Origin of the sequence: Alteribacillus bidgolensis, assembly GCF_002886255.1 — a bacterium.
Classification (GTDB): Bacteria; Bacillota; Bacilli; order Bacillales; family Marinococcaceae; genus Alteribacillus; species Alteribacillus bidgolensis.
Map to the genome: position 1 here is coordinate 3446345 of NZ_KZ614149.1, position 22034 is coordinate 3468378.

At 40.0% G+C, this 22034-nt stretch carries 16 protein-coding genes and 6 tRNA genes; 18 read left to right on the forward strand and 4 right to left on the reverse strand.

The genetic code is table 11. The features are described 5' to 3' along the window. Nucleotides 1-9 precede the first annotated feature (9 nt). The 7 genes from CEF16_RS17095 to CEF16_RS17125 all read left to right on the forward strand — a co-directional run bounded on the left by CEF16_RS17095 (nt 10) and on the right by CEF16_RS17125 (nt 2563). Entirely contained in the window at nt 10-1218 is a 1209-nt protein-coding gene (locus tag CEF16_RS17095; protein ID WP_091588043.1) for a D-alanine--D-alanine ligase family protein, read from the forward strand. Nucleotides 1219-1683: 465 nt separating this feature from the next. After that, nucleotides 1684-1758 (forward strand) — tRNA-Glu (locus CEF16_RS17100). A gap of 79 nt (nt 1759-1837) precedes the next feature. Beyond that, nucleotides 1838-1923: transfer RNA gene (locus CEF16_RS17105), tRNA-Tyr, on the forward strand. 279 nt (nt 1924-2202) lie between these two features. Continuing rightward, nucleotides 2203-2278 (forward strand) — tRNA-Lys (locus CEF16_RS17110). Nucleotides 2279-2317: 39 nt separating this feature from the next. Further along, nucleotides 2318-2392 (forward strand) — tRNA-Gly (locus tag CEF16_RS17115). 4 nt (nt 2393-2396) lie between these two features. Continuing rightward, a tRNA-Gly gene (locus CEF16_RS17120) sits at nt 2397-2470 on the forward strand. Nucleotides 2471-2487: 17 nt separating this feature from the next. Then, nucleotides 2488-2563: transfer RNA gene (locus tag CEF16_RS17125), tRNA-Ala, on the forward strand. A 125-nt stretch (nt 2564-2688) separates the two neighbouring features. Here CEF16_RS17125 and CEF16_RS17130 read toward each other — a convergent pair. After that, the gene (locus CEF16_RS17130) at nt 2689-3708 is read right to left on the reverse strand and encodes an aromatic acid exporter family protein (RefSeq protein WP_091588041.1); all 1020 of its coding nucleotides are present in this window, start codon (nt 3706-3708) and stop codon (nt 2689-2691) included. Nucleotides 3709-3815: 107 nt separating this feature from the next. Next, nucleotides 3816-3983: an aspartyl-phosphate phosphatase Spo0E family protein gene (locus tag CEF16_RS17135; RefSeq protein WP_102776566.1), complete on the reverse strand. Its 168-nt coding sequence runs from the start codon at nt 3981-3983 to the stop codon at nt 3816-3818. A 326-nt stretch (nt 3984-4309) separates the two neighbouring features. Here CEF16_RS17135 and sigW point away from each other — a divergent pair, with 326 nt between their 5' ends. The 6 genes from sigW to glmS all read left to right on the forward strand — a co-directional run bounded on the left by sigW (nt 4310) and on the right by glmS (nt 11618). Next, nucleotides 4310-4876: an RNA polymerase sigma factor SigW gene (gene sigW, locus CEF16_RS17140; protein WP_091588038.1), complete on the forward strand. Its 567-nt coding sequence runs from the start codon at nt 4310-4312 to the stop codon at nt 4874-4876. A 17-nt stretch (nt 4877-4893) separates the two neighbouring features. Further along, on the forward strand, nt 4894-5532 hold the full coding sequence (locus CEF16_RS17145) for an anti-sigma factor family protein (RefSeq protein WP_091588036.1): 639 nt from the start codon (nt 4894-4896) through the stop codon (nt 5530-5532). 232 nt (nt 5533-5764) lie between these two features. Then, on the forward strand, nt 5765-6586 hold the full coding sequence (gene cdaA / locus CEF16_RS17150; protein WP_091588035.1) for a diadenylate cyclase CdaA: 822 nt from the start codon (nt 5765-5767) through the stop codon (nt 6584-6586). Beyond that, complete coding sequence (locus CEF16_RS17155) at nt 6579-7862, forward strand: CdaR family protein (protein ID WP_170032031.1); 1284 nt, start codon at nt 6579-6581, stop codon at nt 7860-7862. Before cdaA ends, CEF16_RS17155 begins: the two co-directional genes overlap by 8 nt. A 105-nt stretch (nt 7863-7967) precedes the next feature. Beyond that, nucleotides 7968-9320, forward strand: a complete 1353-nt coding sequence (gene glmM, locus CEF16_RS17160; RefSeq protein ID WP_091588031.1) for a phosphoglucosamine mutase — start codon at nt 7968-7970, stop codon at nt 9318-9320. A 495-nt stretch (nt 9321-9815) separates the two neighbouring features. Beyond that, nucleotides 9816-11618, forward strand: a complete 1803-nt coding sequence (gene glmS, locus CEF16_RS17165) for a glutamine--fructose-6-phosphate transaminase (isomerizing) (RefSeq protein WP_091588030.1) — start codon at nt 9816-9818, stop codon at nt 11616-11618. 447 nt (nt 11619-12065) lie between these two features. Here glmS and katG read toward each other — a convergent pair whose 3' ends face one another. Beyond that, the gene (gene katG / locus CEF16_RS17170; RefSeq protein ID WP_096241757.1) at nt 12066-14243 is read right to left on the reverse strand and encodes a catalase/peroxidase HPI; all 2178 of its coding nucleotides are present in this window, start codon (nt 14241-14243) and stop codon (nt 12066-12068) included. Nucleotides 14244-14937: 694 nt separating this feature from the next. Here katG and CEF16_RS17175 point away from each other — a divergent pair. Continuing rightward, entirely contained in the window at nt 14938-16404 is a 1467-nt protein-coding gene (locus CEF16_RS17175; RefSeq protein WP_211295884.1) for a protein adenylyltransferase SelO, read from the forward strand. Nucleotides 16405-17063: 659 nt separating this feature from the next. Then, nucleotides 17064-17189, forward strand: coding sequence for a hypothetical protein (locus CEF16_RS24945; protein ID WP_281259184.1), 126 nt, complete (start codon nt 17064-17066; stop codon nt 17187-17189). A 57-nt stretch (nt 17190-17246) separates the two neighbouring features. Here CEF16_RS24945 and CEF16_RS17180 read toward each other — a convergent pair whose 3' ends face one another. Beyond that, the gene (locus CEF16_RS17180; protein WP_245917907.1) at nt 17247-17879 is read right to left on the reverse strand and encodes a class I SAM-dependent methyltransferase; all 633 of its coding nucleotides are present in this window, start codon (nt 17877-17879) and stop codon (nt 17247-17249) included. Between the two features lie 217 nt (nt 17880-18096). On the opposite strand from CEF16_RS17180, the gene CEF16_RS17185 reads away from it, so the two are divergent. The 3 genes from CEF16_RS17185 (at nt 18097) to CEF16_RS17195 (ending at nt 21821) form a co-directional block, all read left to right on the forward strand. Continuing rightward, complete coding sequence (locus CEF16_RS17185) at nt 18097-18288, forward strand: hypothetical protein (RefSeq protein ID WP_091587794.1); 192 nt, start codon at nt 18097-18099, stop codon at nt 18286-18288. Between the two features lie 519 nt (nt 18289-18807). Beyond that, nucleotides 18808-20148 carry an APC family permease gene (locus tag CEF16_RS17190; protein WP_245917908.1) on the forward strand — a complete coding sequence of 447 codons (1341 nt, stop codon included), beginning with the start codon at nt 18808-18810 and terminating at the stop codon, nt 20146-20148. Nucleotides 20149-20207: 59 nt separating this feature from the next. Then, on the forward strand, nt 20208-21821 hold the full coding sequence (locus CEF16_RS17195; RefSeq protein WP_091587792.1) for an amidohydrolase: 1614 nt from the start codon (nt 20208-20210) through the stop codon (nt 21819-21821). The last annotated feature ends 213 nt before the right edge of the window (nt 21822-22034 follow it).

Below are 22034 nucleotides of genomic sequence, written 5' to 3' on the forward strand. Positions count from 1 at the left end.
AAAACCGTAATGAAAACCAGAGTGGGTGTAGTTTTTGGCGGAGTTTCGGTCGAGCATGAGGTGTCCGTTATCTCTGCTCTTCAAGCAATCAAAGCAATGGATGACAACCAATATGAGGCAGTTCCTGTTTACATCAGCAAAGATAGAAACTGGTACACCGGGGAAGAGCTCCTTGACATTGAAGCATATAAAGATTTAAAGCAGCTTTTGCAAAACGCTCAAAAAGTCTCGATAACTAAATCGGATAACGGAAACGTAATATTGCAGAAAGATCCGGTTCCTAAGTTCGGTAAGCGTTCTGTTGCAGAGATCGATGTGGCTTTTCCAATTGTTCACGGAACATTTGGTGAGGATGGGGTTTTGCAGGGCCTTTTTGAGTTATACGACCTTCCTTATGTTGGCTGTGACGTAATGTCATCTGCCGCCGGCATGGATAAAGTGATGATGAAGCAAATACTTAGAGATTCTAAACTTCCTGTTTTAGATTATGTTTGGTTTCACAGCAGTCATTGGACAGACGATAGTGAAGATATTATAACTATGATCGAAGAACGTCTCGGTTTTCCAGTCATTGTAAAACCTGCAAATTTGGGTTCTAGTGTTGGGATTAATAAAGCCCAAACTCGTGAGGAACTTGAAGAAGCAGTCGAAGAAGCAATGTCCTTTGCGTCGAAAATTTTAGTAGAATATATGGTTCAAGATATGAAAGAAGTAAACTGCTCGGTTCTTGGGGATTATGAAGAAGTGGAAGCTTCTGTGATTGAAGAAGTATTGAAATCGGAGGAAATATTAAGTTATCAGGATAAATATCAAGGCGGTGGAAAAGGAGCAGATGCAGCAAAAGGAATGGAGAGCACAGATCGTGTGATTCCTGCCCCTCTTGACGATAAGAGTACGACAGAAGTTCAGGAACTCGCAAAAGACACGTTTCAAATTCTTGGCTGCAGTGGAGTTTCTCGTATTGACTTTTTAATTGATCAAACGGAAAATAAGGTTTACGTGAATGAAATTAATACGATTCCTGGTTCCTTGTCTTTTTATCTATGGGATCCAGCAGGCAAAAACTATACACAATTAACTCACCAGCTTATTCAGCTTGCTTTAAAACGAAAGCGCGAACGAGATAAGCTGACATTCTCGATTGACTCTAACCTTTTCTCTCTGCAAAGCGCAGAAGGAGTAAAAGGTGGATCTAAGTCGAATAAACCAAATGCATAGTATTTAATAAAGAAACCGTCCGAACGAAAGGGGCGGTTTCTTTATTGCACTTTTATTTTTGGTAAAAAGTAAAGAAAACGAGGAAAATCAACGGACAGAACGTATTTTTACGCGATGTGAGGGCTTTTACGACCAGGATAGAACGTTCACAAACGATGCAGAAGGTTCTTTTGGTTTGTCGCCAAAAGACTTTGCCTCTTAAGGCATTGGTTGCATCAGCGTTTCCTTGTTTGGGCGTTTTTAGTAGACTTCCTTAATCTTAACCGGTATTCCTTTTTCAGGTGCTTGCAATTTCTTAGAGAAGGGAAGGATATTCATTTCAGGACAAACGACCTTTCTTATGTAGTGCAATAGATGTATTAAAAATAACTTCTAAAAAAATTAAAAAAAAACCTTGCAACAATTTAATGCATTAAGATATAATATCATATGTCAGCAAGAGAGGGAGCTTTTTCTTGTAAATGCGGCCCGTTGGTCAAGTGGTTAAGACACCGCCCTTTCACGGCGGTAACAGGGGTTCGAATCCCCTACGGGTCACCATTATTTTTCATTTTACATACAGAAAACCGTTGACAAAAATCCAATGGTTTGTTTAAATAGAACGGTGCCTTACTTAATTGGAGGGGTAGCGAAGTTGGCCAAACGCGGCAGACTGTAAATCTGCTCCCTCTGGGTTCGGCGGTTCGAGTCCGTCCCCCTCCACCATTTATTTAAAATTTGTAATATAGGACAAACTATTGTACAATATTCTTTAGCTGCTTACTTAACGAGTTTTACGAGGATTAGCGAACCGTAAACCTCAATGAATAACATCCCTGTAGGTTTGCGAGGAGCAGTGATGCGAACATGACGCACGAGCACAAAGCATCATTGAATGATCATCAATCATGTTTATTTTTGATCTTCACGAAGTGCTGGACAAAAATAAAGAACGCTTCATTACCATAAGACAACAATAATGAAGTAGCGTAAAACTAATAATAAGAGCCATTAGCTCAGTTGGCAGAGCATCTGACTTTTAATCAGAGGGTCGGAGGTTCGAATCCTCCATGGCTCACCATTAACCGTAAAATAATTACATAATATAACCTTTTCGGACGCGGAAGTAGTTCAGTGGTAGAACACTACCTTGCCAAGGTAGGGGTCGCGGGTTCGAATCCCGTCTTCCGCTCCATTATGCGGGTGTAGTTTAGTGGTAAAACCTCAGCCTTCCAAGCTGATGTCGTGGGTTCGATTCCCATCACCCGCTCCATTCCATATATACATATTGGGGCCTTAGCTCAGCTGGGAGAGCGCCTGCCTTGCACGCAGGAGGTCAGCGGTTCGATCCCGCTAGGCTCCACCATTAATAGTTAATATTTGAATCACAGTGCGGAAACTGTGGTTTTTTTGTGCTCAGATGAGGCAAGATGTTAAGGGTGAAAGACAGTTTATGCCTTAAGACTCGGTGGAGTGCCAAGTCTTAAGGGCCTAACGCATATTCCCGTAAAATTCTTCGACTTGTTCGTAAATCGATAGCAATTCATATAGAACAATTAGTTCTGGCGGGAAATGGGTGGGATGCTGATTATTATTTTTGGTAATTTCCTCATTTTCTTCCCAAAACAATTCCATTAAGTGACGTACTTGTTTGTGATGAATTGGCTGATCGTAATAAGAATCGCTTTTCATGCTTTCGGCTAAATGACGAACCGCTTTCATAATCACCGTTCTCTCTTCAGCTGACCAGGAAATGGTTTCTAAAGGTGTATTAAGTAAATTGCCCATGTGGTAACGAATTAAACGAAGCCGTACTAATTGATACTGGGCAAGGTGGAACAAATCTCTTTCATTACCAGCCAGAGGATGAAATTTTGATTCTTCTTTTTGAAAGCGTACCAATGTTTCTGTTTTATGCAGCTTTTTATCTAATTGATCCAATAACTCTTTTTGGCTGCTGACGTCCTTTTGATCTTTTTCTAGAGCTTTTTTAAAAACCTTATCAATAGCAGTTCCTGTATGTTGAGCCATTTTATTAATATTTTGAATAATATCCTGCGTGTAATCTGGAGGTAAAATAAACATATTAACGGCAGTGGATACTAATAAGCCGATCGTAGTTGTTCCAAGCCTTATTAAAAAAGAGATAAAGTAATTGTCGTGAAGAACTTCTACCATAGCTACAGCAGTAAGAGTAGCAACTAGCAGGCCGGCATGCAGTTTCAGTCTAACACAAGTAGCAATAGTAAATACGGCGGCAAGTGCATAAGTTAGTGGAGAATGATCAAAGAAATAAATAAACAAAACTGCATAAAACGAACCGAGAGCCGAAGCTGGTAAACGTATGATTCCTTTTTTGATAGAATCGGAAACAGTAGGTTCTAAAGTAACAATAGCAGTGATCACAGCAAAAACTGGCGGCCAAGTTAATAATTGGCAAATCCATGCGGTGATTAAAATAGCTACACCTGTTTTGATCACTCGATTTCCAGCAAATGGTAATCGTTTCATATCTTATTCTCACCTTCATATGCATATAGGGCTCTATGTATGTTTTTTTCCTATTAGCAGGAAGGGTCTGACTCTAAATAAAAGTCAGACCCTTTTTTCATCTAAACTTATTGAGCTTTAGTTGCAGATAATGTACTGTCATATTTATTTAAAAGTTGATCAAGTTCTTTGCTTAAACGAACGACTTCATCAGAAAATAGAGGTTTATTCCATGCGATGCTATTCAGTTTTTCTCGTTTAGTTTCAATTTCATGCAGCAAAGACTGCTCAGACACTATCTTTCACCCCCGAATGGATGATGTTTAATTTTATTTTTACCTAATTTCAAAGATTTGAAAACAAAATTAATGTTAGTTTCACAGAATTGTAAATTCCTCATCCTAATGAATGAATGTTCATGTTACAATTATTATCATAGAAAAAAATGTAAATCAATCGTTTGATTGAATTTATTAATAAAATATGAACGACTCGGTCAATGGGTTGTTCATTTTTGCATGAACAAATAACAGCGAAATAATCAAAGAAATTTTTTAAAAATGAAACGAATAAAGTGGAAAATACGTAAGAAAGATACCCGCAATTGGGTGGAGGTCTAGATATGGATGCGGTAGTTAAACGGCTGATAAGAGCAATTAAAAAAGAAGAGGACCAGGATGCATTTGCAGAATTAGTAGATTTATATAAAGATAAAGTTTTTCAAATTGCATACCGGATGACAGGAAACAGCTATGAAGCACAGGATATGGCACAAGAATCCTTTTTAAGAGCATATGCGAATTTAGAAAGCTACGATGAAAAGAGAAAGTTTTCTACTTGGTTATTTCGCATTACAACAAATTTATGCATTGACCGCCTGCGGAAAAAAAAGCCCGATTATTCATTAGACGCCGAACTGCAAGGAACCGAGGGCCTGACTGGATATTCGCAAGTAGCAGCTTCAGAGAAGCTTCCTGAGGAACAGGTAGTTACGATGGAAATGCAGCAATGGGTGCAAAGAGAAATTTCTTACTTGCCGCCAAAGTATCGATCGGCTATTATATTACGATACATAGAAGGTTTGCCTATAAAACAAATTAGTGAAATACTAGATCTTCCGGCTAATACCGTTAAGACACACATACATCGAGGCCGGGAAGCCTTGCGCAAACGGCTTAAGGATGCGTAAGGGGGGAGGAATTAAAAATGGCTTGCAATAAAGAGTACGAAACCCAACTGCACAAATACTTGGATGGGGAAATGATTGATTCAGAACGTACGGAGTTCCACAATCACTTAGATGCATGTGAGGAGTGTGCAGCCCATTATAAAGAATTAAAGAAAGCAGTTATGCTTGTGCAAAGCTCCTCCCATATTGAAGCGCCAGAAGGTTTTACTGAAGCTGTGATGGAGAGACTTCCAGTAAAAAAGAAAAGAAAAAATTGGAAAAAATGGATGAGACAGCATCCTATCCTGGTAGCTGCATCATTATTTGTTTTTCTAATGACTTCCAGCGTTTTATCTGTTTGGGTGGATCAATCAGGTGAAGAACTTACTGTGATTGGAAGTCAAGATGTTGAAATCGACCGTGATAATGGAATGGTCGTTGTACCAGAAGGAGAAATCGTTGAAGGGGACCTCTTTGTTAAAAACGGGCGTGTAGAAGTCGAAGGAGAAATTACAGGTGACCTTACTGTCATTAACGGTGATCAGTACTTGGCATCGGCAGGAAAAGTGTCTGGAGAAATTGAAGAAGTGGATCAGGCATTGGAATGGATATGGTATCACACGAAGCGCATAACTTCTGATGTTTTTTCTTTTGGAGAAGAAAAAAATAATGAATAAAAATTCAGATTTAAGGTTTCACATATTTTTACAAAAGGTAACATGTAACAAAGAAGATGCCTAGGCCGACTATTTCCTAGGTATCTTTTTTACTACTGTTAAGAAATCACTAATAGTATAAATCAGATTGAACTAATAAATAGAATTGACCTATAAGCGAGCAGAAAATAAAATATGCTATAATGAGTGTATTGTTTTCTTTTTCTTGCAAGAGCTAATTGGAGGAAGCGCGATGTTGCCTGGAGAAGACTTTCAATTTTTAAGCGTGTTAGGAACGGTTATAGACATTACGCTGGTGGCGTATGTTATTTATAAACTGATAACCGTTATCCGCGGAACGCGGGCTGTACAGCTGTTAAAGGGTATTACTGTTATTTTAGCTGTTTGGTTTTTGAGCAGCTTTTTTGGGCTGCGTACATTGCAGTATATAATGTCACAAGCTGTTACTTACGGTCTTTTAGCAATCATTATTATTTTTCAGCCTGAATTACGGCGTGCTCTTGAACAATTAGGAAGAGGACGGCTATTTGGCCGCTCAACTATACCAGAAGAAGAAGATACCGTTAAAACAGTAGAAGCCATTATGAAGTCAGTGAAGTATATGGCAAAGCGCCGCATCGGTGCACTGTTATCCATTGAAAGGGAAACCGGTATGAATGATTATGTAGAAACAGGCATTCCAATGAACGCTACCGTGACATCAGAATTGTTGATTAATACATTTATACCGAATACACCGCTTCATGATGGAGCTGTCATTTTACGAAATCAAGAAATTGCGGCTGCTGCCTGTTATCTTCCCTTATCGGAAAACCCGTTTATTTCAAAAGAGCTGGGAACACGCCACAGAGCAGCCTTAGGGATTAGTGAAGTAACTGATTGTTTAACGATTATTGTTTCAGAAGAAACTGGAAGCATTTCTGCCACTAAAAATGGGGATTTACATAGAAATCTCGATGAAGAAACGTTACGGGCTATGCTCGAACGGGAGTTAATTGCTGATGCCAAAAATACCTCGGGGCTATGGCATTGGGGAGGCAAAAAAGATGGATAAATTATTCAATAATCACTGGTTTGTCAAATTTGTCTCCTTGCTGATTGCGGTTATGCTTTATATGATGGTAAATATGAATAATATCAGCAATCAGCCAGGTGTGCTTCCGGACAACAACGATCATAGTTCATATACTATTAAAGATGTAGAAGTAAATGCTTACTACGATGAGGAGAACTATGAAGATGTTGAGCTGGAAGAAACCGTTGATGTAGAACTAAGAGGCCCCCAAACCTCTATTCTGCTGTTTCAATTATCAAGACCGGCATATGAAGTATATGTAGATCTTGAAGATCGGGGGGCCGGCGTACATAATGTACGATTGGAATATCGTAACTTTCCTGCTGATCTTGATGTTTCTATTACACCCCGCTTTGTAAGTGTGGAACTTCAGCAGTTAGAAACAGTTTCGTACCCGGTAGAGGCAGAGGTGATGAATAAAGATGAAACAGCAGAAGGTTATACTTTGGGAGGAGCAAAAGTTACTCCTTCTGAAGTCGACGTAAAGGCTTCTCCGTCTGTTCATGATCAAATTGCATCATTGAAAGCTTTTGTAGATGTGGAAGGAGCAGATGAGCGGCTTGAATCAGAATCTGAGGTAGTAGCTTACGACCAAAATGGAAATGAGCTGGATGTACCCATTAATCCAGAAACAGTAGAAGTAGAAGTACCAATCTCTAGTCCTTTTAAAAAAGTACCGATAAATTTATCGAGGGAAGGGACGCTGCCTGATGATCTAAGCATCGAAGCGCTTAATATGGAACCAACAGAAACAACAATTTTTGGTCCGTTGTCTGATATTGAAGGCATAAGTAATGTTGAAGCTGTTCTAGATTTATCGGAAATAGAAGGTGATGGGTTAATAGAAGTAGATTTGATATATCCTGAAGGAGTAGAACGTCTTCAACCCGAAACAGTTGAAGTGGAAGTGGAGGTTGGAGAGAGAGAAGAAACTGCTTTTGAAGAGATTCCTATAGATGTAGAAAACATTCCAGAAGATTATTCCTTTGAAATTAAAGATCCTGAACAAGGTGTATCAGATGTAACGATTTCCGGCTCTTCTGCTGTTTTAGAGAACATAAATGAAGATGACATTTCGTTAATTGCTGATTGGGAAGATAGAGAGGAAGAAGGGAACCCGCAAACACTGCCTGTTTTGACCTCCGGGCCGTCTGAAGTCAACATTGAACCAGAAGTTCATGAAATTGAGGTTGAATGGTCGCAAGAGGAGGACACTGAGGGGACAGACATCGTTGAAGAAGAAGTGGAAGATTAAACGTTAGAGAAACGTTTGGAGTATTTTACAAAGAAGATTTTTTAATAGCAGATGGAACTTCTGAACATGCCAGTACATCTTGTTGAACTGAAGGAGAGATGGAGTATGGGTAAGTATTTTGGAACGGACGGGGTGCGCGGTATTGCCAATACTGAGCTGACACCGGAACTTGCTTTTCGCCTCGGCCGTGCCGGGGGGTATATCCTAACCAAAGAAGCCAATCAACCGAAAATTCTTATTGGAAGGGATACAAGAATTTCAGGAGAAATGTTAGAAGGAGCTCTTATTTCCGGGTTATTATCTATGGGAGCAGAAGTAATGCGTTTAGGTGTCATATCAACTCCAGGTGTGTCATATCTTACAAAGGCAATGAGTGCGCAAGCTGGGGTAATGATTTCTGCTTCACATAATCCAGTAGAAGATAATGGTATTAAATTTTTTGGTTCTGATGGATTTAAGCTTTCGGAAGACCAGGAAGCTGAAATTGAAACATTATTGGATCAGGAAGATACAATGCCCCGCCCAACTGGAAAAAACATAGGAGTTGTTAATGATTATTTTGAAGGCGGTCAAAAATATCTTCAGTTTTTGAAACAAACGGTTAGTGAAGACTTTTCTGGTCTTCACATTGCGCTTGACTGTGCTCATGGTGCTGCATCTTCGTTAGCTCCGCATTTATTTGCAGATTTAGATGCTGACATTTCTACAATTGGTAATAATCCTGATGGTATTAATATTAACGCTGGGGTAGGTTCTACACATCCTGAAGCACTGGCAGCTTTTGTAAAAGAAAAAGGTGCAGATGTTGGGCTGGCATTTGACGGAGATGCTGATCGATTGATTGCGGTAGACGAAAAAGGCCAGTATGTAGATGGTGACAAGATCATGTACATTTGCGCTAAGTATCTTAAACAGGAAGCGATGCTTGCCCACAATACGGTTGTAACGACGGTTATGAGTAACCTTGGTTTATATAAGGCTCTTGAAAGACTCGGCATAGCTTCAAAAAAGACAGCAGTTGGCGACCGGTACGTAATGGAAGAGATGCGCCAAGGCGGATATAGTATTGGCGGTGAACAATCAGGGCATATCATTTTTCTTGATCATGTGAAAACAGGAGACGGTATGCTTACCGCTCTGCAGCTGGTTGATATTATAAAAGCTTCAGGGAAACCATTATCTGAGTTAGCTGGAGAGATGGAGAAATTTCCGCAAAAACTTGTAAATGTACGAGTGACGGATAAATATGAAGTTACCTCCAATCCTTATGTTAAAGAGGCTATCGACAGAGTAGAAGCGGATATGGGAGGGAATGGACGTATATTGGTTCGACCTTCGGGTACTGAACCTCTTGTTCGCGTCATGGCAGAAGCAGAGTCAGAAATACTTTGCGATAAATATGTACAGGAAATAGCTTCTGTTGTGGAAAAGCATATGGGGAAAAAAGAAGAAATATAATACAATATGTGCACAGTTTGCACTGTCATTCATAGCAGGCTGTGCATAGTTTGATAATGAACTATTTTTTAAAGAACACTCCCTTATAAAAACATAATATATAGGGGAAGTTTGAAGAAGTTACACAAAGGGTAATTCTTCAAAGTAATCTTATCAAATAATGATTGCTTAACGAATCAGCTTGTAGTAAGATAAATCAAGATTCTAAAGGAAAGATAAGGAGGATCGCAAAAACTTCATACTTTAAAGCGCCCGGACTGCTTGTTAATGGACGCAACGAAAGAGCAGTTGACGAGGAGGAGGTTTATCGATACATCGGCGGATGCCTCCCGGTTGTTGAACGTCACAACCGTAAAATTCAGGTTAAAACATAGAGGTGACTCTGTGAACAAAAGCTTGAATATTGACGTCCTCAAGAATTAAAAAATAAAGATAAGAGCGGGGCATGGTATGCCCCGCAGCATACCATGGCTCCGCTGGGGAGGTCATGACAATATGTGTGGAATTGTAGGATATATCGGAAATGAACAAGCAAAAGATATTCTCATCAAAGGGCTGCATAAGCTGGAGTATAGAGGCTATGACTCTGCAGGTATAGCCCTTGTTGGTGATAATGGATTAGGATTGTATAAAGAAAAAGGCCGCATTGCTGAACTGGAAAAGACAATCGGAAAAGAAGCTGCTGGTAAGACGGGAATTGGTCACACACGCTGGGCAACACACGGCGCACCTAGCAAAGAAAATGCGCACCCGCACCAAAGTGTGTCCAAACGCTTTACTCTAGTACACAACGGTGTAATTGAAAACTACCAACAGCTAAAGCATGAGTACCTTCAGAACGTGGAGCTTGCAAGTGAAACAGACACAGAAATCATTGTCCAGCTCATCGAAACATTTGCAGAAAAAGGTCTAAGTACAGAAGAGGCGTTTCGCCGCACACTCTCTTTATTGCATGGATCCTATGCCATTGCTTTGGTAGATAATCAGGACAACGATACAATTTATGTCGGCAAAAACAAAAGCCCGCTTCTAGTCGGTATTGGAGACGGGGTTAACGTGGTAGCGTCCGACGCGATGGCAATGCTTCATATTACAAAAGAGTTCATTGAAATTATGGACCAAGAAGTAGTTATCGTGAAAAAAGACAGTGTTCAAGTGAAAAACCTCGACGGTACAAACGTGGCTCGTGAATCGTTTACTACTGATATTGACGAAAGTGACACAGAAAAAGGTACCTACAATCACTTTATGTTAAAAGAAATTGATGAACAGCCCTTTGTTATTCGTAATATTATCCAAAAATACCAAAATGAGAATGGAAAGATTAAGCTGGATCAAGACATTCGCACGGCTATTAATGATGCGGATCGTGTATATGTTATAGCTGCCGGAACGAGCTACCATGCAGGTTTAGTCGGAAAAGAACTTATGGAAAAGGTAGCAAAAAAACCGGTCGAAGTGCATATTGCCAGCGAGTTTTTATATAATGAACCGATACTTTCCGAGAAACCGCTCTTTATCTTTATTTCGCAAAGCGGTGAAACGGCAGATTGCCGCGGTGTATTAGTGAATGTTAAAAAACAAGGTCACAAAGCGTTAACCATTACGAACGTTCCTGGTTCCACTTTATCTCGTGAAGCAGATTTCACTCTTCACACCTATGCTGGTCCAGAAATTGCTGTGGCTTCCACAAAAGCTTACACAGCACAAATGGCTGTTTTCTCTATTCTTGCGATGGATAGTGCGTATGCACAAGGAATAGACACAGATTTTGATGCGATGCAAGAACTTGGTTTAATTGCCAATGCAATGGAGATCCTTTGCGATCAGAAAGATAAATTGGAACAAATTGCGCGCGATTATATGTTTGAAACAAGAAACTGCTTCTTTATCGGCCGTGCCCTTGATTACCATGTAGTTCAAGAAGGTGCGTTGAAGTTAAAAGAAATTTCTTATATTCAGGCAGAAGGATTTGCCGGTGGAGAACTGAAGCACGGCACTATTGCCCTGATTGAAGATGGTACGCCAATTGTCGCGGTTACGACTCAAAAACATGTAAATTTGAATATTCGCGGCAACGTTCAAGAAGTAGTAGCCCGTGGTGCTAACGCCTGCGTTATAAGCACCGAGTCCACAAAAGAAGAAGGCGACCAGATTGTATTACCAGACATCCATGAACTTATGACCCCGCTAGTATCCGTTGTACCGCTGCAGCTCATCGCATATTATGCAGCACTGCACAGAGGCTGTGACGTTGATAAGCCTAGAAACCTAGCAAAAAGTGTAACGGTGGAATAAGTAGAGAAAGCGGATTACGTTTTTTTGTTGTTTTATAATAAAGTCGTACCGTTTATAAAAAAGATGTACTGTTTAAAACAATGTTATACCGTTTGTAAAAAAGTTGCACCCGTTTTGCCCCTTTGGATATGATTGTCTAAAGGGGTGTTTTTGTGTCTAAAAGACAAAGAACATCTAAAGTGGGTAAAAGAAAATAACTAGAAAAGAGCTTGTTCTCGAGACACTTTCTATCGAGTTAACGGTTTTTTTTCGTGCGGCTGTAAGCATGTGGGGGATACGACTCATGACCGCGATAAAAACGCTTGTATCAACATAAAAAACGAAGCATTAAAGCAACCCATCGGGACGAAGGGGTTGCCTATGTATAATCGACCGGTAAGCCGGTTTTTAGGAATCCCCCACTTCAGCATTTGGAAGTGGGGGTAGTTCAATCTGTTAAAAGCTCTTTTATTTAAGGTCAAAACGATCGGCATTCATCATCTTAACCCAGGCAGCGATAAAGTCATGGACAAACTTCTCTCGGTTGTCGGCTTGGGCATATACTTCGGCAAGGGCACGCAGGACAGAGTTGGAACCAAACACGAGGTCCACTCTTGTTGCGGTACGGACGACTTCCCCTGTCTGGCGGTCACGTCCTTCATAAATTCCGCCGTCTGCAGGCTTCCACTCGACTCCCATGTCAAGCAGGTTCACAAAGAAGTCGTTCGTGAGTGTGCCGACACGATCTGTAAAGACGCCGTGTTGTGTGCCGCCGTAGTTGGCCCCAAGAACACGCATGCCGCCAATCAGGACCGTCATTTCAGGGGCGGACAGGTTTAATAGCTGTGCCTTGTCTATCAAGAGCTCTTCTGGGCTGACACTATACTCTTTCTTCTGATAGTTACGGAACCCATCTGCGAAAGGCTCCAGCACTTCAAAGTTTTCTACATCCGTCTGTTCTTGTGCAGCATCACCGCGTCCGGGTGCAAACGGCACTTTGACATCAAATCCTGCATCCCTTGCTGCTTTTTCGATGGCTGCGCTGCCGCCCAGCACAATCAAATCGGCCAGGCTGACGTTTTTATCCAGCTGACTTTGAATGCCTTCCAGGACAGTTAATACTTTCGAAAGCTGTTCCGGCTGATTCACTTCCCAGTCTTTCTGTGGAGCAAGACGGATACGGGCGCCATTCGCACCACCTCGCTTATCCGAGGCGCGGAAGGTACTGGCGGAAGCCCACGCCGTTGTGACAAGCTCGCTCACTGTAAGCTCGGAGTCGAGGATTTTCGCTTTCAGTTCTTCGACTTCGGCATCCGTTAACTCATAATCAACGGATGGGACAGGGTCCTGCCAGATGAACTCTTCTTCCGGCACTTCCGGTCCAAGGTACCGTTCGCGAGGACCCATGTCACGGTGCAGAAGCTTAAACCATGCACGGGCAAAGGTATCGGCAAACTCGTCTGGATTTTCGTGGAAGCGACGGGAAATCTTTTCGTAGGCCGGATCCATACGCATGGCCATATCCGCCGTAGTCATCATCGTTGGAACGCGTTTGGCTGAATTTTCTGGATCAGGTGCAAAATACTTCTCGTCCGGATTTACAGGAGTCCACTGATAGGCACCGGCAGGGCTTTTCGTCAGCTCCCATTCATATCCAAACAGCAGATCAAAGTAACTCATATCCCATTTTGTCGGCGTAGGAGTCCAGGCCCCTTCAATTCCACTGGTGATAGTGTGAGGACCATTGCCGGTTTCGTGTGTACTTATCCAGCCTAAGCCCTGTGCTTCCATAGGAGCTCTTTCAGGTTCTTCACTAACATGAGAGGGGTCTCCTGCACCGTGTGCCTTACCGAATGTATGACCGCCGGCTGTGAGTGCCACGGTTTCTTCATCGTTCATTCCCATACGTTTAAAGGTTTCACGGATATCACGACCGCTTCCGACCGGATCCGGCTCACCGTCTGGACCTTCCGGATTCACATAGATTAAGCCCATTTGAACGGCAGCAAGCGGATTCTCCAGCTCACGCTCCCCGGAGTAGCGATTATTCTCGAGCCATTCTGTTTCAGGCCCCCAGTTGACATCTTCTTCCGGATGCCAGATGTCTTCTCGTCCTGCGCCAAACCCTATGGTCTTTCCGCCCATTGATTCAATCGCTACATTCCCTGCGAGAAGGAGCAGGTCAGCCCAGGAAATTTTGTTGCCATACTTCTGTTTTATTGGCCAAAGCAGGCGGCGGGCCTTATCGAGGTTGCCGTTATCCGGCCAGCTGTTAAGAGGAGCAAAACGCTGCGAGCCGCTTCCTCCGCCACCGCGGCCGTCTCCTTGACGATACGTACCTGCTGCGTGCCAGGACATGCGGATAAAGAATGGACCATAATGTCCATAGTCCGCAGGCCACCAATCCTGACTGTCTGTCATGAGATTATAAAGGTCCTTTTTTAGCGCATCGTAATCCAACTTTTTAAATTCTTCTGTATAATCAAAATCTTCTCCCATTGGGTTTGTCTTCTTGTCATGCTGATGAAGAATATTCAAGTTCAGCTGATTCGGCCACCAGTCTCTGTTTGAAGTAGCAGTAGAGGTATTACTAGTGGCACTTCCATGCATGACCGGGCACTTTCCAACGTTCTCAATGTCTTTCATAGCTATACGTTTCCCCTTTCTGTGTGGAGTAAACAATAAATGAACATGCCAAACTAGAGGCAATATTCATTATTACATTGTAATTATAATAAATTATGACTCAAATAAAAAGAAAAATGCTGCAAATTATTAAAATTTAAAATATTAATGAAGAAAGAAATATAAAAGTGCGCTAAGGCAATGAACAGTCTCCCTACAGATAAAATCGTCTGATCTGGAATATGGAATAAAAGCTGAGAGGAATCAGAACCTCCCGCACTGTCTTACAAACGTTTTTTAAAGAGCTGTATGGCGCCATGATCTAAAGAAATCTGAAACATTATCCCACTATGCGTGAAGATATCGTAAAACGTTATACAAACTAATTGACACTACCGAGAAAATTTTAAACGACTTTATTAATTGTAAGCATTTTAGTGTGAGTAAGTATACTCTAATCAACAAACAATGAAAATGAATAGTTAATAAAAAAGAGTTTTAATAACAGCTGCTCAATTTTTTTTGTACTTGGCACATTCAATTGGTAAAATTTCACTAAGGGATTTGTTGTTAGTACTTTTTGCAAACGATAAAGGTTATTGTCTTTCTTAAATAGCTCAAAGAAGGTAAGTTCACTAATTCTTAGATGAAGAATGTAATTTAAATAATGGAAGAATATAAAGTAATAAAATATGACAAAACAAACAAAGGAGATATGATGACACATAAAGAAATAGGATGGAACTTCGATAACAGTTATGCCCGTCTGCCGGAATCGTTTTTTAAAAGGATTGAACCAGCACCTGTACATTCGCCGGAGTTGGTCATTCTTAATAAGTCTTTTGCAAAATCATTGGGATTAAACGTTAAGAACCTGGAAAGCAAAGCAGGTATAGAAGTTTTGGCTGGCAACCAGGTTCCAGAAGGTGCTTTGCCTATTGCCCAGGCTTATGCAGGCCATCAGTTCGGACACTTTACCATGTTAGGGGACGGACGAGCTGTGCTGCTTGGCGAACAGATCACACCTACAGAAGAACGGATTGATATTCAACTCAAGGGTTCAGGCCGAACGCCATTCTCCCGCGGCGGCGATGGCCGAGCGACACTTGGACCGATGCTGCGTGAATATATCATCAGTGAGGCAATGCATGCACTTGGTATTCCTACCAACCGAAGCCTCTCTGTTGTGACAACTGGAGAGTCTGTGATTCGCGAAACCATGCTGCCCGGAGCCATTTTAACCCGTGCAGCTGCCAGTCATCTTCGCATCGGCACTTTCGAATACGCAGCGAAATGGGGCAGTGCAGAGGAAATTCGAATTCTTGCTGATTATGCAATTAAGCGTCACTTTCCAGACATGGAGGACAATGAAGATCGTTACCTTTCCCTGTTTCATGAAGTGGTCGATCGTCAGTCTGCACTGATTGCCAAATGGCAGCTCGTCGGTTTTATCCATGGCGTGATGAACACGGATAACATGACCATTAGCGGAGAAACCATAGATTATGGGCCATGTGCCTTTATGGATGAATACGACCCGGCAACAGTATTTAGTTCTATTGATATGCAAGGCCGCTATGCCTATCAAAATCAGCCGGCGATTGGCCAGTGGAATCTTGCGCGCTTTGCTGAAACCCTATTGCCGCTTCTTCATGAAAAGCAGGAGCATGCGGTCGAACTGGCCCAAGAAGCTCTTTCCACGTATGAGCATTTGTATCATAGCCATTGGCTTGCGGGAATGAGGGGAAAACTAGGAATACAGAACGAAGAGGAAGAGGACAAAACTTTAATTGAAGACCTCCTTCGTATAATGGAGAAGCATCATGCTGACTTCACCAATACGTTCCGCGCTTTAACATTAGACAAGCTGGAGGATACACCCATGAATGGAACGGTAGAATTCACTCATTGGTATGAGCAGTGGCAAAAAAGACTGTCCAGACAGGAGAAATCGAAAACTTCTGCCTGTCAATTGATGAAAAAATCAAACCCTGCAATTATTCCGCGTAACCACCGAGTAGAAGAGGCGCTTGAAGCTGCAGTGAAAAAAGGAGATTACAGCGTAATGGAGCAGCTTATCGACGTCCTTTCAAATCCTTATGCATATTCCCCTGAACAAGAGGAATATACCAAGCTGCCTGAGCCATCCAGCCGCCCCTACGTAACTTTTTGCGGTACCTGACTATAGACCGTAATGGGCTCCTAATACACTAAATACTATTAAATAAATGTTAGAAAAAGGACGCGCTTATTTGATTAAGGCGTCCTTTGGCTTCTAGCTAAAGTGATTGTTGTTCAAATTGCTGTAATTTAAGATAAAAAATAACGGATTTTATTTCTATTAATAGAAATGAGGAATTTCTTCAAAAGCAGTTGTTTATTTGATAGACAGTTCAGTTAATTAAAACATTAGGGGTACATCGGTATCGGTTTTTGCAGGGGGTTCTATAGTGATTTTCAATACGATTATGGATGAAGAATTTCCGTGTCTTCTGTCCTAGGAGAAAAACTAATTTTTCCCCTCATCAGTTGGACTAAATAATTTTTTAATACTTTAGGGATGTTTAATTTTGTAAAAGGATCAAAGTATAACGCTACGCCTTCCGTCATAAGGACTCGGCGGTAATCCGAGTTTTTCTAATCATTTATGTGCGGTATTTTTTCTAGAATGAATATCAGTTGTTTAAGGTTAACGACTTCTGTCAACTTTGAAAAATACCGCTATATACTGTTTTAATTTTATTAAAGAAAATGAGAAGGTTTTGCAGGAATTTATAACGCCTCCTTGAAATGGTCCTTTAGTTCCTGAGTGAATTTTCTCAAAAAAGGAGAGTGTGTTTCATGCCTGATGCGAAAGAAGAGATCATACGCCGCTTTTATGATGAAATACATAATGATGGCGATTTGAGCAAAAAAGATGAAATTCTGTCATCTAATTATTTAGTACACGAATACGATCAGGACTGAAATGAGCTGGTAGTAGAGACTGTCAACGCTTTCGTTGCAGTCTCTAGTTCTTTGGGTTTAAACGATTTTTTTGCACACTGCTATTCCTTGTGGATAACGTACTCCAGAACGTTTGATATTTTCCACAGAAACGCCTTGTTGATAGAAAAATTGAACGTCTTCAAAGCATTCCTCATTGTCTGTAAAAAGCGTAATAAATTCATGTTCAGTTAGCTGATGGTAATGATAAAGAGAATTACAAGGTTTTCCTCTTCCTTGTCCAAATGGGGTAGAGACGACAAGTGTTCCCCCTGGCTTAAGCAGCGAATAAAGTCTTTTAAGAAATTCTTTATCATTAGGTACATGTTCTAACGTTTCGAATGAAATCACTGTATCAAACGTACCGATTTTTTCTTTTAGGTTCGAATCAAGCACATCACCAATTCGAAACGTGAGCAATGGATGATAATAATTTTGATTTGCATAATGAATGGCATTCGGCTCAATATCTACTCCTATTATTTTTTTGATTTCCTTCTTTTTTGCTTTCGCTATCATTTGGGCTCCATACCCCGAGCCGCAGGCAATGTCCAATACTTCCCCTTTTGCGTAAGGTAAAGCGAAGTAATATCGTGCAAGGTGTTCTAGCAGCATTCCATTAGAAGGCTTCATCTCTTTAGGAAATATTCTTTCTTCGATATCTTTTAACACGTTAGGTCCCCGCTTTATTATTAGTAGTAAACTATAATAATCATAAACGAAACTATTGCTTCCTACAATTTATAGTATCTTCCTCTTTATGGAGTATTTATTAATCAAACGTTTGATTAATAATAAACTTCGTGCCCTCCTTCTGTAAATTACATTAAATTCGCCATAATTACTGGTTAATGGGAAATGATAAACAGATATAAGGAGGCAGATGAGGATGAATTCGCGAATACTTAAGATTATCTGTTCTGTTATGATTATGACTTTCCAGTTTATAATTAGTTTCTCTTTGACGTATGCAGAAAAACCTAAAGATTTTACAAAAAGAGTTGCTATAGTTATAGATGATTTTGGCAATAACATGGCGGGGCTGGATATAGACCGGCTTGTTTTGTATCAAATAATATAAAGTGATGGAATGTGTTAGTCATTGAATTGATGCTTTTCAAGTCCCCTTTATTTTCCAACTACAATTCTTCTATCACTTTGAAAAATGTATGCCAAGCTATGATGCCACTAATTAAAATATTTAATCCACTTGAACGTGTAGAGTACGTTCTTTCTCTATTATTTAACCTTCTCATTCTTTTATCGATATAAGCAGCTGTAAATGTATGATATTCTTCTTTACCCACGTCTGTTTCTTGATGAAGTCATCCATCACCAACACTTTAGTATAAAAACTTGCAAATTGATCAACTGGTGAAAAAATACAACCTATCAAAAAATACTATGCAAAAATGCATAGATTATTCGTAATTGCATATTTAGAACGCTATTTCTAAAAGTGTTGTTGAACTTCTTTTTTTATTAGATGACACAATGGAATGGAAGGGAATATTTCGAATAGAGCGAACCCTCCTTAATTGGCACGTAAGTTGCAACATTAAGAATTATTGAAAAATTAAAATTAAGGGAGGGAATCAATTTGAAAGAAAACACAAAACTTGCAAGGTCTCTATCATTACCTTCTGTTGTTGTATTTGGCTTAGCTTTTATGGCTATAACGACTGTTTTTAGTACATATGGTATAGCTTCGCAACTATCACATGGTATGGTTGCAGGGTCGTATATTCTTGCACTTATCGTCATGCTCTTTACAGCATATAGTTATGGACAAATGGCGAAAGAATATCCTGTTGCCGGATCAGCATATTCATACGCACAGAAAGCGATCAATCCTTTTGTTGGATTTTTAGTCGGATGGTCCATTTTAATGGACTATCTTTTCATACCAATGGTTAACTATTTATTATTTGGTATTTTCTTCTCTGCAGCAATACCAGAGGTTCCATCTCAGGTTTGGATCATTGGGTTATTAATCCTCGTAACCTTTGTAAACATAAAAGGAGTTAAACTCGCAGCAAGAGCGAATATAATTGTTATTGCAATCTCGATATTGTTTATACTAATCTTCTGTATTTTATCTATTAAATCAATTTTAGAGGGGACAGGAACAGGGATCATATTCAATTTCGAACCGTTTTTCAATTCTGATGAATCTTTTTCTTTGATAGTTGCTGGAGCTGCGTTACTTTGTTTTTCATTTTTAGGATTTGATTCAGTAACGGCTTTCTCCGAGGAAACAATAAACCCTAAAAAAAATATTCCACGTGGTCTTATTTTGGTAACACTGATAGGTGGATTTATTTTTGTTGTAGTTTCATATCTATCCCACAATGTATGGCCAGATTACCTGAGTTTCAGTAACCCTGACTCAGCCGCGTATGAAATAATTGGGCTGGTCGGAGGAAATGTACTAAGCACTACCTTTTTAGTAGTAACTGCTTTTGTGGCATTTGGTTCCGCAACAGCATCTTTAGCAAGCGCTTCCCGTGTATTGTTTGCAATGGGAAGAGATGGACAGCTCCCTGAGAAATTTTTTGGGAAACTTCATACGAAATATAAAACACCTGTCAATAACATTATTTTAATTTCTTGTTTATCCTTGTCGGCGTTATTTTTAAGTCTCACATTGGTGGCATCTTTTATTAACTTTGGGGCATTTTTCGCGTTTACTTTTGTAAATATTTCAGTAATTGTTTTGTTTTTCCGAAACAAAACAGATAGGTCACTTAAAGGGATTGCTTTATATGTAGTCATTCCTTTAATTGGTGCATTACTTGATTTGTGGCTGCTTGTTAATCTTGATAAATATTCTTTAATGCTAGGAATCATTTGGTTTGTATTAGGTTTTATATATCTGTTGTTTTTAACGAAAGGATTTAGAAACAGACTTCCAGTAATTCAATATAAAGAAAGTGGATAACCAGCCTTAAACAGCTACAATTTAAAACGTTTAGATTGATATTTATGAGGAGAGATAAGATGAATACTGCTGATATTATTCTTCGGGGTAATACGATATTCACAGGGTGGGAAGATGAGCCGATGTCTGGCTTTCTTGCGATAAAAGATGAAAAAATTATAGCGGTAGAAAAAGACGGTAATGGAGACCAATATATAGGGACATCGACAAAAGTTTATGATTTTGAAGATCAATTGATCATGCCTGGTTTTCACGATGCACATTTACATTTGATGCTTGGAAGTTTATTTACTGATTTTTCGATTGATTTATCGACTGCTGCTTCTTCAGAGGAAGTTGGACAAAAGGTAAAAGAATTTGCACGTAAGATAGAGAATGGCGAATGGATCATTGGAAATGGATGGGATGAAGGAAGTTGGGATAACGTGAGTGACCCTCCACATAGGAATATACTCGATAAGTATATTCCTGATACTCCCGTGCTGTTAATTCACGCTGAGGGACACTATGCCTGGGTAAACAGTAAGGCACTGGAAATGGCAAATCTTACCCCAGAAACTCCGAACCCTCCCTATGGAGATATTCAAAAAGATGAAAATGGAGAGCTAACAGGAGTACTGCTTGAAACAGCTGTATCATTAGTATCTGATAAAGCATTGGTGTTTCCAAGAGAACGGCAATATGAATTGATGGAAAGTTTTCTACAACACGCAGCAAAAAGTGGTGTAACATCTGTCAATGATTTATACGCAAGCAGAGCGCTTTCCAGTTTAGAAGATTATGAGTTTTATAAGGAATTTGAGAATAAAAAGAATTTGACTGTTCGAGTTCACCTATATCCGGCACTGGACGGGAATTTTGACCGTGTGAAAAATCTTAGAGAGAGTTACAATTCACCAAAATTGAAGTTTACAGGATTAAAGCAGTTTATAGATGGAGTGGTAACGGGCTATACTGCATTCATGTTGGATCCATATAAAGATCGTCCAGAAACAAAAGGGGAGACAGCTTTTCCACCAGCACAAATAAAAGAATGGGTCATTGAGGCTGATAAAGAAGAGTTTCAGATTCGTTTTCACTCAATCGGAGATGGGGCTGTTCGATTAGGTTTAGATGCTTTTGAAAAAGCTCAGAGTATTAATGGGCAAAGGGATTCTAGGCATGCGTTGGAACATATTGAAGTCATACATCCGGATGATATAAAACGATTTAAAACTTTGGGAGTAATTCCGTCCATCCAGCCGTCCCACTTAGCTCTTATGCCAAGTGAAAATCACACGCTAAGGGTTGGAGACGAAAAAGACAGATACGCTTATACCTGTAAATCATTATACGAAGGGGCAGGAAATCTTGCATTTGGAACTGATTTTCCAATATCTCCATTGGATCCAATGAAAGAAATATATTATGCAGTAAACAGGAAAGATTATACAGATACAAGAATTTGGAATGAGCAAGAACGAATTCCGATTGCTGCTGCTTTAAAAGCGTATACTTCAGGTTCAGCCCATAGTGTTTTTAGAGATCATGAGCTTGGGACATTAGAGCCTGGGAAGCTAGCCGATATTATTGTTTTAGATAAAGATTTATTTTCAATTCCTCCGGAAAAGATTAGGGAAACGAAGGTCTTGATGACAATTATGGATGGAGATATTGTCTTCGAAGAGAAATAAAGTATGTTGTCAAAAATTTTTGGAAATAACATTTGTAAAAGTGAACTTTTACAAACAGTTAGCTAAAAGAACAAAATCTTATATTTTAAAGGAGCATTATCTACAGTATAAAAAGAAGTAATATTTAGCGTTGTTAAAGTTAAATATTACTTCTTTTACTTCTACAGCACATTCAATATACCGAACGTACTAATGCCGCGGTTGCAACAGGAA

Bases quoted from the DNA above. Each gene is read 5' to 3' on its own strand.
- CEF16_RS17095 (WP_091588043.1), top strand. From the start codon at position 10: ATGAAAACCAGAGTGGGTGTAGTTTTTGGCGGAGTTTCGGTCGAGCAT.
- CEF16_RS17130 (WP_091588041.1), bottom strand. From the start codon at position 3,708: ATGAAACGATTACCATTTGCTGGAAATCGAGTGATCAAAACAGGTGTA.
- sigW (WP_091588038.1), top strand. From the start codon at position 4,310: ATGGATGCGGTAGTTAAACGGCTGATAAGAGCAATTAAAAAAGAAGAG.
- CEF16_RS17145 (WP_091588036.1), top strand. From the start codon at position 4,894: ATGGCTTGCAATAAAGAGTACGAAACCCAACTGCACAAATACTTGGAT.
- cdaA (WP_091588035.1), top strand. From the start codon at position 5,765: ATGTTGCCTGGAGAAGACTTTCAATTTTTAAGCGTGTTAGGAACGGTT.
- CEF16_RS17155 (WP_170032031.1), top strand. From the start codon at position 6,579: ATGGATAAATTATTCAATAATCACTGGTTTGTCAAATTTGTCTCCTTG.
- glmM (WP_091588031.1), top strand. From the start codon at position 7,968: ATGGGTAAGTATTTTGGAACGGACGGGGTGCGCGGTATTGCCAATACT.
- glmS (WP_091588030.1), top strand. From the start codon at position 9,816: ATGTGTGGAATTGTAGGATATATCGGAAATGAACAAGCAAAAGATATT.
- katG (WP_096241757.1), bottom strand. From the start codon at position 14,243: ATGAAAGACATTGAGAACGTTGGAAAGTGCCCGGTCATGCATGGAAGT.
- CEF16_RS17175 (WP_211295884.1), top strand. From the start codon at position 14,938: ATGATGACACATAAAGAAATAGGATGGAACTTCGATAACAGTTATGCC.
- CEF16_RS24945 (WP_281259184.1), top strand. From the start codon at position 17,064: ATGCCTGATGCGAAAGAAGAGATCATACGCCGCTTTTATGATGAAATA.
- CEF16_RS17185 (WP_091587794.1), top strand. From the start codon at position 18,097: ATGAATTCGCGAATACTTAAGATTATCTGTTCTGTTATGATTATGACT.
- CEF16_RS17195 (WP_091587792.1), top strand. From the start codon at position 20,208: ATGAATACTGCTGATATTATTCTTCGGGGTAATACGATATTCACAGGG.